This window comes from Pacificibacter sp., assembly GCF_039769035.1.
Taxonomy (GTDB): domain Bacteria; phylum Pseudomonadota; class Alphaproteobacteria; order Rhodobacterales; family Rhodobacteraceae; genus Celeribacter.
This window is the reverse complement of record NZ_JBDMZG010000062.1, coordinates 1-11,267: the sequence shown is the minus strand read 5'-3', so window position 1 is coordinate 11,267 and position 11,267 is coordinate 1. Positions and strand designations below refer to the sequence as shown.

At 52.6% G+C, this 11,267-nt stretch carries 11 protein-coding genes and 1 pseudogene; 5 read left to right on the top strand and 7 right to left on the bottom strand.

Going from position 1 to position 11,267, the window contains the following annotated elements:
- The 3 genes and pseudogenes from ABF287_RS06215 to ABF287_RS06205 form a co-directional block, all read left to right on the top strand.
- Nucleotides 1-362 (top strand): annotated as a pseudogene (locus tag ABF287_RS06215) (amino acid ABC transporter permease); the annotation flags it as partial.
- Between the two features lie 74 nt (nucleotides 363-436).
- Nucleotides 437-1,126, top strand: coding sequence for a type 1 glutamine amidotransferase (locus ABF287_RS06210; protein WP_347184149.1), 690 nt, complete (start codon nucleotides 437-439; stop codon nucleotides 1,124-1,126).
- Nucleotides 1,127-1,284: 158 nt separating this feature from the next.
- Nucleotides 1,285-2,490 carry an aminotransferase class I/II-fold pyridoxal phosphate-dependent enzyme gene (locus ABF287_RS06205; RefSeq protein ID WP_347184148.1) on the top strand — a complete coding sequence of 402 codons (1,206 nt, stop codon included), beginning with the start codon at nucleotides 1,285-1,287 and terminating at the stop codon, nucleotides 2,488-2,490.
- A gap of 52 nt (nucleotides 2,491-2,542) precedes the next feature.
- Here ABF287_RS06205 and ABF287_RS06200 read toward each other — a convergent pair whose 3' ends face one another.
- The 4 genes from ABF287_RS06200 to phaC all read right to left on the bottom strand — a co-directional run bounded on the left by ABF287_RS06200 (nucleotide 2,543) and on the right by phaC (nucleotide 6,819).
- The gene (locus tag ABF287_RS06200; protein WP_347184147.1) at nucleotides 2,543-3,496 is read right to left on the bottom strand and encodes a LysR family transcriptional regulator; all 954 of its coding nucleotides are present in this window, start codon (nucleotides 3,494-3,496) and stop codon (nucleotides 2,543-2,545) included.
- A 155-nt stretch (nucleotides 3,497-3,651) separates the two neighbouring features.
- A complete protein-coding gene (phaR, locus tag ABF287_RS06195; RefSeq protein WP_347184146.1) occupies nucleotides 3,652-4,197 on the bottom strand; it encodes a polyhydroxyalkanoate synthesis repressor PhaR in 546 nt (181 codons plus the stop codon).
- A 192-nt stretch (nucleotides 4,198-4,389) separates the two neighbouring features.
- Nucleotides 4,390-4,869, bottom strand: a complete 480-nt coding sequence (locus ABF287_RS06190; RefSeq protein ID WP_347184145.1) for a Phasin — start codon at nucleotides 4,867-4,869, stop codon at nucleotides 4,390-4,392.
- Nucleotides 4,870-5,034: 165 nt separating this feature from the next.
- A complete protein-coding gene (phaC, locus tag ABF287_RS06185) occupies nucleotides 5,035-6,819 on the bottom strand; it encodes a class I poly(R)-hydroxyalkanoic acid synthase (protein WP_347184144.1) in 1,785 nt (594 codons plus the stop codon).
- Nucleotides 6,820-6,946: 127 nt separating this feature from the next.
- Between phaC and phaZ the strand changes: the two genes are divergently transcribed.
- A complete protein-coding gene (phaZ, locus tag ABF287_RS06180; protein ID WP_347184143.1) occupies nucleotides 6,947-8,254 on the top strand; it encodes a polyhydroxyalkanoate depolymerase in 1,308 nt (435 codons plus the stop codon).
- Here the strand turns inward: phaZ and ABF287_RS06175 are convergent.
- The 3 genes from ABF287_RS06175 to ABF287_RS06165 all read right to left on the bottom strand — a co-directional run bounded on the left by ABF287_RS06175 (nucleotide 8,251) and on the right by ABF287_RS06165 (nucleotide 10,592).
- Entirely contained in the window at nucleotides 8,251-8,970 is a 720-nt protein-coding gene (locus ABF287_RS06175; protein WP_347184142.1) for an alpha/beta hydrolase, read from the bottom strand. The genes phaZ and ABF287_RS06175 overlap by 4 nt on opposite strands.
- Nucleotides 8,971-9,116: 146 nt before the next feature.
- The gene (locus tag ABF287_RS06170; protein ID WP_347184141.1) at nucleotides 9,117-9,854 is read right to left on the bottom strand and encodes an alpha/beta hydrolase; all 738 of its coding nucleotides are present in this window, start codon (nucleotides 9,852-9,854) and stop codon (nucleotides 9,117-9,119) included.
- 69 nt (nucleotides 9,855-9,923) lie between these two features.
- Nucleotides 9,924-10,592, bottom strand: a complete 669-nt coding sequence (locus tag ABF287_RS06165; protein WP_347184140.1) for a DNA-3-methyladenine glycosylase I — start codon at nucleotides 10,590-10,592, stop codon at nucleotides 9,924-9,926.
- 215 nt (nucleotides 10,593-10,807) lie between these two features.
- On the opposite strand from ABF287_RS06165, the gene ABF287_RS06160 reads away from it, so the two are divergent.
- The coding region (locus ABF287_RS06160; RefSeq protein ID WP_347184139.1) for a TGS domain-containing protein at nucleotides 10,808-11,267 on the top strand (460 nt) is incomplete at its 3' end.

Sequence of the window (11,267 nt, the reverse complement as noted above, 5' to 3'; positions counted from 1 at the left end):
CTGCAGATGCATACGGCATGGTCGGCTGGACACGGTTTCGCCGGATCACTTGGCCGACGATGCTGAGACTGGCGTGGCCGGCCTACACGAATGAGGCCATTTTTCTGTTTCACTCAACGGCACTGGTGTTTTTCTCAGGCTTTCCCGCGTGGCAGCAAAAAGGTGACGCGCTGTACTATGCGTCTTATTTCGCGGAAAAGACGTTTAATCCGTTTGTGCCCTACCCGATTGTGGCCGGTTATTTTGTGCTGCTGATTGTGATAGTCATCGCCATTTTTAGCGTGATCAACACCCGCCTCAATCGCCATTTGCCAAAGGCGCGCCGGCCGAAGTTGCGGTTCAAGCCCCAGATTATTCGCTAAAACTTCCGCACAATTTTGCTTGCCAAAGTCACGCGAGATAGGCAAATCACAGGCATTATCTGTACGGTGAACATATGAAAATCGGTATATTGCAATGTGGTCATGCCCCTGACCTGCCGCGTCAAAATCACGGTGATTTTGATGTGATGTTTACGCGTATTCTGGCGCCGCATGGGCTCACGTTTCAGACCCATAATGTCGTGGACGGTGATTTTCCACACGACCCTCACAGTGCGGACGCATGGCTTTTGACGGGTTCCAAGCACGGCGCGTATGAAGACCACGCTTTCATTGCATCGCTAGAAACTTTGATCCGCGATATCTATGAGAGCAAAATGCGAATGGTCGGCATTTGCTTTGGTCACCAAATCGCAGCACAAGCTTTAGGTGGCACTGTTGAAAAGTTTGCGGGCGGTTGGGCGATTGGGCGCACCGCATATGACTTTGACAACATTGGAACTGTCCACCTCAATGCTTGGCACCAAGATCAAGTCGTGAAAAAGCCGGCCAAGGCAAAGACTATCGCGCGAAATGATTTTTGCGAACACGCTGGGCTGCTTTATGGCGACACCCTTCTGACCGTACAGGCGCACCCTGAAATTTCGCCCCAGATCACCGCTGACTATCTCAAGATGGCAGAACAGACCGGTGACTACCCGAATGACGTTATTGATCAAGCGCGTGCACGCAACCATTTGCCCACGGCGGATGCAGACATCGCGCGCATGATGGCGCAGTTTTTGAAAACTGGGCATTTCGCATAACGGGAAAAATAGCGGACAAATTGGGGCAAAACAGGTTTGAACCACAATATACTGTAACAGTCTGCGAAATTTCGCTTGTCGCTGCTCACAAAGCTAGATTTTTGTGCACAATACACTTACAGTTATTCCGAAAAGACAATTTAGGAATAGCAAAAGTCATGACAACTGGCCCAAATGTTTACGACTCAGAACCGATCCCTGAAGCAGCACGTGCAGAGATCGAACGTTTGCTCGGATCTGGTGACCTATTTCGCTATACGGCCGCCAAAGACGCCCCCGTGGCAATGCTTGAACGCGAATTTGCCGAGATGCTCGGATCAAAATATGCGCTTGCGGTGTCATCATGTTCGGCAGCTTTGTTTCTATCTTTGAAAGCCTTGGACCTGCCTCGCGACTCGAAGGTGCTGATCCCTGCCTTTACATTTGCAGCCGTTCCCTCATCCGTTGTGCACGCCGAATGTGTGCCCGTTTTGGTCGAATGTGGTGACAATTACCGCATCGACATGGATGACTTTGAAGCCAAGCTGACAGCAGATGTCGGCGCTGTTTTGATCTCCCACATGCGCGGGCATACGTCCGACATGGACGCTATTGTGGCACTGTGTGAGGCGCACAATGTGCCGCTTATTGAAGACGCAGCGCATTCTTTGGGCACCGTTTGGGGCGGCAAAAACATCGGCACGATTGGTAAAATCGGATGTTTCTCGTTCCAGTCTTACAAGCTGTTGAATGCGGGCGAAGGCGGGATTTTGGTCACGGATGACGAGGATCTGATTGCACGCGCCGTGATCATGTCTGGTGCTTACGAGCACAATTGGAAAAAGCACAACGCCACGCCAAGCGACGCGCTTGATGCCGCATTTGATCGCGTGCAAAACCAACTGCCACTCTACAACCAACGCCTGTCAAACTTGGCAGCTGCCGTCGTGCGTCCACAATTGGCCGAAGTGCCACGCCGTGTGCGTGACGGTCGCGCCAACCACGATTATGTCGCTGCCAAACTGCAAGCCACACCCTTTTTGACAGTCCCTGACAAGCTAGAAAAAGAGCTGCGCGCGCCAGACAGCTTGCAGTTCAATTTGGTTGATTTCTCACGCGAAGAAGCGCTCGCATTCCAGGCTTCCGCCAAATCGCACGGTGTCTCGGTACAGGTCTTTGGCCTCTCCACAGACAATGCCCGCGCCTTTTGGAATTGGCAGTTCTTGGGCGACACGCCTGAGCTTCCGATGACACGAGAAATGCTGTCCAAAGCCTGCGACACACGCCTGCCAGCACGTTTGCAAAAAGCGGACTTGGATTTCATTGCGACCGCCCTCATCGAGGCCGCAGCAGATGCCAAACGCTTGGTTGCAGCGGCTGAGTAAGACGTCAAACACCGTGAATTAAGTGAACGCTGCCACGCACTTTGGCGGCGTTTTACGTTGATACGGCAAGTTGCCCTGCGAGCCATGGACTTGCGTCGAGCGCGGGTTGCACCACCTGCGCCTGTATCAACGGTCGCAACCGTGCCGTGATGTCCTTGGCCATATCCTCAAGCCCATCTTTGCGCACAGCGACTGAAATACGGCGCGCTTTGGGCGTAAAGGGCAAAGGATGAATTTCGATGTCATTTGCATAGCGCCCTGCGTGCTGCGCGCCCAAAGCGGTCAAAATTGTCCAGCCCGTGCCGCCCGCCACCATCGCCATCATGGCGCGGTAGCTATCAAGCTCAAATCGGTGCACCAGACTAAATCTTTCGCCGGACAAATGAGACGCTAAATCGCGCCCCATCGCATGACGGCGGGTGTATTCGATAAAGGACAACCCATTGAGATCATCCAAGCTCGCACCCCGCCCTTTCGGGGTGATCGCGACAAACGGATCCTCAAGCAAGGGGTGGCTGATCATCCATTTCGGGACGTCAAATTCAGCAGCAACAATGACATCGAGACTGCGGTTTTCCAGATGATCATGCAAACGGTGCGAAGGCCCCGTTTCCAATTCGAACCGTGTATGGGTCAGCGTGTCAGCCATCCCTGACAGCAAGCTCGGTGTCACTGATGCCTCGAAATCTTCAATCATACCAAGGCGCAGTGAGCCCAGTTGTGACAAATCCAGTCCTGCAATTTCAGAGCGGGCGTGCGATGCCTCACTGACAATGGCCTGCGCGCGGCGGCGCAAAATCCGCCCCGCTGGTGTCAGTGTCATGGGCCGCTCACGTCGGTTCAAAAGTTCCGTGCCGAGAACGGATTCAAGGTTTGATATTTGCTGCGACACCGACGATGGCGATGTCCCAAGACGTTTGGCCGCAGCTGAGACCGCGCCTTCATCGGCGGCGGCCAAAAACACTTCGATACCCCATAGACTTAGCCGTCCTGCAGTGTCGTTCATCGGCGCGCCCTTTGTGTGTTGCATGCCTCTAAGCTAGGGCGATCCGTCACTGATGTCAGCCCCTTGGATTGTGAAATATCGCGTCACTTCATTTACACGTTCGACACAAAAAAGCCCGCTACGAGCGCGGGCCATTTTGAAGGTGTTACAAAACCTTAGGACAGCTTTGACAGTTTCTCTTGCAACTCTGCGAGTTGTTTTTTGATGTCGCCCAAATCTTCTTTGTCTTCAGTCGCCTCAGGCGTCGTGCTTGATGGCCAACCCGTTGGCATGCCGCCAGTCATTGCTTTCAAAAAGGCTTCTTGTTGGGCCTGCATCGCTTCCAACCCTGGGAATGTTGGCATGCCTGCGCCGAGGTTTTCCATCATGGACGCAGGACCGTTGCGCAGCATTTCAAAGCTTTGGGCCAAAAACTGCGGCACGACAGAGTTCACTTCACTGGTGTAGCTGCGCACCAGATCCGTCAACACACCCATCGGCAGAACGTTTTCACCGCGACCTTCATGATCAGCAATGATTTGAATAAGGAATTGGCGGGTCAGATCGTCACCAGATTTCAGGTCGATAATCTGCACATCACGTCCAGCTCGAATGAACCCAGAAATGTCTTCAAGCGTCACGTAATCGGACGTTTCAGTATTGTACAAACGCCGTGACGCATACCGTTTGATCAATAGCGTCCCGCTTTTCGTGTCAGCCATGAGCCGCCTCCATTGTTTTGCAATGCAGCGAGCCTATGCCCGCCTATATAGAAAAGCAAAAGGAAAAGGCGCCATCCCCTAAAACAGATAGCGATCAGTGGCATGACAAACAAAAACGGGCCCTCTCGTATGAGGGGCCCGTCTTGGTGCAAAAGGTACGCAGGGAGGAGGCATACCTAATTGCAAAAGGTCTTACTTAGAAGCAGTTGCTTTTTTAGCAGCGGCAGTAACTTCTTTTGTTGCTTTGTTTGCAGCAGCAGTTACGTCGTCAGTTGCTTTTTTAGCAGCCGCAGTCACGTCTTCGCCCAAGTCTTTGCCAGCAGCGAGCATCAATTCAACTGTTTCCATTTGAACGGATTTTGCAACTTCAGCAAAAGCAGCCAAGTTTTCAGCAGCAAGCTCAGCTTGAGCAGATGCGAAATCTGTGAACGCTTTGGAGTACTCAGCTGGTTCAGCTTTAGCACCAGTAACGTCAGTTACTTTTGCGAGAGTTTCTTTTGTCCATTTTGAAGAAATCTCGGAAGATTTTTCAGCAGCTGCGATTGCAACTTTGGACATTTTGTCGCCGAGTGACGCGTTTGTTTTGAAACCGTCTTGGAATGCAGACATGTCAATTGGGAATGCGCCCATCATGTCTTTCATGATTTTTGTGTAATCTTCAGTAGCAGCCATGATCGTATCTCCTGATACATTTGTTCCTTGCGGAAGGGGTTGGGAGAGCCCCAATCAGATCCGCCTTGCTTCGTCTGATTACAATATGCATGCTGCAGTGCAGCAAATCAAGAGCTTTTTCTGCATTGCAGCATAAATTATCAAAACGCAACAAAATCAAATAGTTCAGGATGCCTTCACGTAAGTCCCCGGCGCATCTGCTAGCACTTCAACGCCCGAATCACCAATTTTGCGGGCTGGAATGGTCTCGCCTGACCGCTCACTCAACCAGCTATCCCAACGCGGCCACCAGCTGCCTTGGTTGAAAGCAGCCCCCTCTTTCCAGTCTTCTGACGTCAAGGCCATGTCTTCATTGGTGTAGTGACCGTACTTCTTTTTGCTGGGTGGATTTACAATACCAGCGATATGGCCTGACTCAGACAAGATAAAGGTTTTGTCCGGCGATCCCATTTTGCTGACGCCGTTGTAAGAACTGCCCCAAGCGGCAATATGATCAGTTTCACACGCAATGGCGCACACGGGCACGTTTACTTCCGACAGCTGCACTTTGGTGCCGCAAATCGGGAAGCCGCTGGTGGCCAGCAAATCGGCCTGACACAGGTTGCGCAAATATTCGACGGCCATTTTACCAGGCAAATTGGTGCTATCGCCATTCCAATAGAGCAAATCAAATGCAGGCGGGGATTCACCAAGCATGTAGGAGCGGATCGCAGGTTGATAGATCAAATCATTGGCACGCAAGTATGAAAACGTGCGCGACATGTAGAACGCGCTCATCATACCGGTGCGATTGGCCTCGGCCTCGATACCATCGACAAAATCGTCGTCCAAGAAGACCCCTACTTCGCCCTGATCCGAAAAATCAGTGAGCGTCGTAAAGAAGGTTGCCGAATTGATTGAGGTATCGCCGCGCTGATTAAGCAAGCCCAAAGTGATCGACAGCGTCGTCCCTGCAATACAATAGCCTGTGACGTTGATCTTATCGACGCCAGTGATCTTTTTCACCTGATCAATGGCCGTCAGATAGCCCTCTTCGACATATTGATCCATGCCAACACCCGCGTAACTCTCATCAGGGTTGACCCAAGACACAACGAACAAAGTGTAGCCCTGATCAACGACCCATTTGATCAAAGAGTTCTTTTCTTTCAGATCGAGTACATAAAACTTGTTGATCCACGGTGGGAAAATCAACAATGGCGTCTCGTGAACAGTCTCAGTCGTGGGCGCATATTGGATCAACTCAAACATGCGATTGCGAAACACCACGGAGCCTTTGGTGGTTCCAAGATTACGCCCGACCTCAAAGGCCTCGGTGTCAGCAAGGCTGACCACCATTTCACCGTCATTTGCCTCAAGATCTTTCACAAGGTTTTCCAACCCCAACACAAGGCTTTCGCCATTGGTGGCCACTGCTTGTTCAAGCGCATCAGGGTTGGTCGCCAAAAAATTAGTCGGCGCCAGCATATCGACGATTTGTTGCGTGAAATAGTCAACGCGTTTGCGATCGGACTCGTCCAGACCTTCGATGTCTTGCACTGCGGCGGTCACCGCCTGTGCATTGGCAACATATTGTTGTTTGATAAAGTTGAAATACGGATGCGTTTCCCAAAGCGGGTTCTTAAATCGGCGATCTGTTGGGGTGGCGTCTTCTGGCGGGGTCAAATCCCCTTTTGCCAAACGAGTCTGCGCGTCCGCGAAATGTGTGAGCGTCTTTCCCCAGTATCCGATTTGGTGCTCAATAATCTTAGCGGGATTATTGACCATTTCAGCCATATAGGCCGACGCGGTCTTGGCAAAGAGATCGTGACTTGGCCCTTGTAGTGCCGGAGGCGTCGGCTTTTTGTTCGCAATCGCCGCAGCAAGGCGCGTCGATAGCTCTTCAATTTTAGCTATATTGGCGTTCATCACATCCAAATCGCGGATTTCTCCGTCATCTTTCAGCGTCATATTGCCAACCCCCTTACTTTTTTGCACTTGCAGCATTAATTTAACTATACAACTATGAGATCACGATAGCGCAACATTTCCAAGTGCGAAGCGCGATTAGGCCGACGAACGGTAGAATGGAGACCACATGCGATACATGGCGAGCTACGACTTTATGGAAACCCTACGCACCACCAACCAGTGGTTTGGGGCGACTGCACAAGCGCTCGGGTCCTACCCTGCCGCGTCAATGACTGCGAACCCTGCGTTGCAAATGATGGCGGCTTGGGGCGAAGTTACTGAAAGATCCTTTGCCCGAATGGCCACCAAACCGGACTGGGGCATTGGCAGCGTTGTCGGCGAAGATGGTCGCGATCACATCGTGGAAATTGATATCGAAGTAAACAAAGCCTTTGGCGACTTGATCCACTTTAAGGTGCAAGGCCGCGCGGAAATGAAACGCAAAGTGCTCTTGGTCGCACCTATGTCTGGCCACTATGCCACGCTCTTGCGCTCGACTGTTGTGTCGCTTCTGCCAGACTGCGAACTCTACATCACAGATTGGCACAATGCCCGTGATATTCCGGTGTCCGAAGGCAAGTTCGACGTCGAAGATTATACCCTCTACCTTGTTGAATTCATGAAACATTTGGGCCCACAAACCCATGTGATTGCCGTGTGCCAACCGGCCCCGCTGACCCTTGCGGCGACAGCGTATTTGGCGGAAGAAGACCCGTCTGCTCAGCCCCGCAGCTTGACCCTTATCGGTGGTCCAATCGACCCAGATGCAACGCCAACAGACGTCACAGATTTTGGCAATCGCGTTTCAATGGGGCAACTCGAACAAAGCATGATTCAGCGCGTTGGCTTCAAATACAAAGGCGTGGGTCGCAAGGTCTATCCTGGCCTGTTGCAACTTTCGTCCTTCATTTCCATGAACGCCGAAACCCACATGAAAGCCTTTACAGATCAAATCAGCCGCGTCGCAAAAGGCGAAGCGTCGGACCATGATCGTCACAATACATTCTACGACGAATATCTCGCCGTGATGGACATGACTGCGGAGTTCTATCTGTCCACCGTTGACCGCATTTTTAAAGGCTTGGAAATTGCCAAAAACGAGTTCGTTGTTGCGGGCAAGAAGGTCGATATTGGTAAAATCACCGATGTTGCCGTCAAAACTGTCGAAGGTGAGAACGACGATATCTCAGCACCCGGTCAATGTGTCGCAGCCCTAGATCTGTGCACAGGCCTACCTGACAGCAAAAAAGCATCTCACCTTGAGCCAGGCGCAGGTCACTACGGGATTTTCGCGGGCAAAAGCTGGCGCAACAACATTCGCCCATTGGTGTTGGACTTCATTGACCAAAACTCAGGCCCACGTGTCGTTGGTGGCACTAAGGCCAAGGCCGAACCCAAAGCAAAAACCAAACCAAGCACGCAAAAAGCAGGCTAGACCCAGCGCAGCGGCGCAAGCTCTTCCATTTCAAGCCACGTTTGAAGCGCCCGTGTTAACGCACGTGGCGCTTCTATCATTGGCAGATGCCCTGCGCCCTGAATGCATGTGTATGTCGCGTTTGGCATCAGTTCGGCCATGAATTCTTGGCGGCGCGGCGGGACGATTTTATTCGCGGCACCGCCGATCATCATGCATGGCAAACGCGCGCGCCTTAGAACCTGCTGAAAATCAGGACGGCGCTGTATCACCCGCGATTGCTGCAAATAGGTATCCACCCCCATTTGCACAGCCATTTCCATCCAATGACCACGAATCGCGTCGCGATAGTCACTGTCTGCCAATGACGTTTGCGGCAAATCTTCTTCCAGCACATCCTTCAATCGACCGGCCTTGGCGCGCACCAAACGGGGCTCACGTGCGGCTGCGGCGCTGGGGGCCTCGCCTTGAGCGGCCGCACAGATAAGCGCCAAACGTGTGACCCGTTCAGCCGCGCGTTGCAGAATTTCAATCGCAACTGCGCCGCCCAAATCATGCCCAGCAAGCGCAAATTTCGGGGGTGCATGTGCCAGTACGGATTCGGCCATCGCCTCAAGCGTATCGCCAATCAAAGGCGCGACCTGTACCGCATGTGCCCTGCTTAGATCAGCGACTTGATCTACAAACACACGCCCATCCGCCATGAAACCAGGCAGCAACATAACCGCTTCCGTCATCTTTGTTCCGTTCGTTCCGTCAGTTCACCAGACAAATCGCCAAGGATGACAGCAACGTCAAGCGCTCAAGAAGGCTTGCGCGTCTCACCTAAGAATATCGGCACGAAATGGCGCATGGGAAGCGATGCGCATCTACAACTGCGGGACTAAGGCGTCACGTTCAAAATTGCAGTTTCGATCAAGGTCAAACATTCTGGCGTGGAAAAACTGTGGTCTGCGCCTTTGACAAAGGTCAGAGCAACGTCATCGCCATCCGCATGATCCAGCAAACGCAACGCGACAGATCGGTCTACAGAGCTGTCCATCGTACCTTGCAAAAACCGCACAGGAAACGGCAGCGGCAAAGGCGTTCTCAGCACAAGGTTCTGCCGCCCGTCTTCAATCAGCTTAGACGTGATGGGGTAAGGGTCACCATAGCCGGACGGCACCATCACCACGCCGTTTTCTTCAAGCTCGATGATTTGATCCGGCGAAAAACCAGCGAGAAAACTGTCTTCGGTAAAATCAGGGGCCGCAGCAATGCCAACAAGCCCTGCGACTTTTGCAGAAATGCGCTGCGACATAAGCAACGCAATCCAACCGCCCATGGATGAGCCGACAATCACTTGCGGTCCATCTGTCAAAGCTTCAATCGCCGCCTGCGCATCCTGCGCCCACTCGCCAATGCAGCCGTCCACAAATTTGCCATCGCTTTGGCCATGCCCTGAATAGTCAAACCGCAAAAAAGGCCGGCCCAATGATTTGGCCCAGGCCTCAAGCGCAGTCGCCTTGGTGCCGTCCATGTCTGACATAAACCCGCCCAAAAACACGATACCTGTGCCTTGCCCTTGGGTGCGGTGATAGGCAATGCTGCGCCCAGAAGGCGTGTCGAGAAAGTCGGTCATAAAAGCCTCATGTCTGATGTTGGCACAGAGTTAGCGCGTCCGCGTTCAAAGGAAAAGTGGGCAGAGCATTTATCCAACGCTTTGTGCCAAAACGCGGCTGATGGTGGTAAAGCTTTGCCCCGATTGTGCCTGCCACGTGTCGAACGCCTCTTGCACTGCGCGCATCGCCGTTTTCGAAGTGGGGGCTTTATCGACCACACCTTCGGCTACAAGTCGCGCCACAACATCGCGCGTCAAAATGAAACTTTCCTTGCCCATATGACGCAAAACATATGGCCCTGTGTTGCCGCCCAAACGCGATCCCTCACTTTTCAGCCATGCCAAAAGGCCGATGTAATCCGTGTTGGGCCAATCACCGATTTTGCGCCCGAAAGACCCGCATTCGGCCTCGACGGCTTGAATAAGTGCTGCGTTTTCTTGCAAGGCGCGTACTTTGGGCGCGTTGCGAATGATGCGCCGATCGCCAAGAAGCTCGTGGAACCAATCCTCAGACATATGTGCGATGCGGTTCACATCAAAGTTGTGAAAGGCTTCCGTCATTTCCGCTTCTTTGGCTTGCAGCACTTTCATAGAAATGCCCGTGCCCATGATGCCAAAGCACATGGCGCGCAGCCAATCTGAGCCAGAAATCGCAGCCAATTCGTCGGCAGTCTTCGGTGTCTCGATCCCATCCAGCACGGCGCCAAAACCACCTTTGCGTTCGACCGCGATCATCAAAATATCATCATAGGACCGCATCACTCTCTCCTTATGTTGACCTGTATCCTGCAAATGTTGACCTGTATCCTGCAACCTGCCCCTAAATCGAGCAAGCGATTTTGCCGCATCACAGATGCAAATGCCCCCGATCACAGTTATCCGCGTTGACAAGGCCGCGCACTAGCGCGAAAAAGCGCGCACACATAACCCGCAACCGGGCGCTTAGTAGGCGCCAAAACGACGAGGAACGCCAAATGGCCCAAGTCAAACTCACCCTTCCCGATGGATCTGTACGCGAATATGACGCTGGCATCACGCCAGGCGAAGTGGCCGCTGATATTGCGACATCCTTGGGCAAAAAAGCCATTTCCGCGACCATCAACGGCGCGCATTACGATCTGCAATGGCCGATCACCGCAGACGCCGACATCTCAATTCACACCCTGCAAGACGACGATCAAGCGCTCGAGCTGATCCGCCACGATCTGGCGCATATCATGGCGCGCGCTGTGCAAGCGATCTGGCCCGATGTCAAAGTAACAATCGGCCCTGTGCGCGACTATGGCTGGTTCTATGACTTTGACCGCAAAGAGCCGTTTACCCCCGAAGATTTGGGTACGATTGAAGCCGAGATGAAGAAAATCATCAACGCCCGCGATGCTGTGAAAACCGAAACTTGGGACCGCGCCCGCGCGATCAAACATTACGAAGACG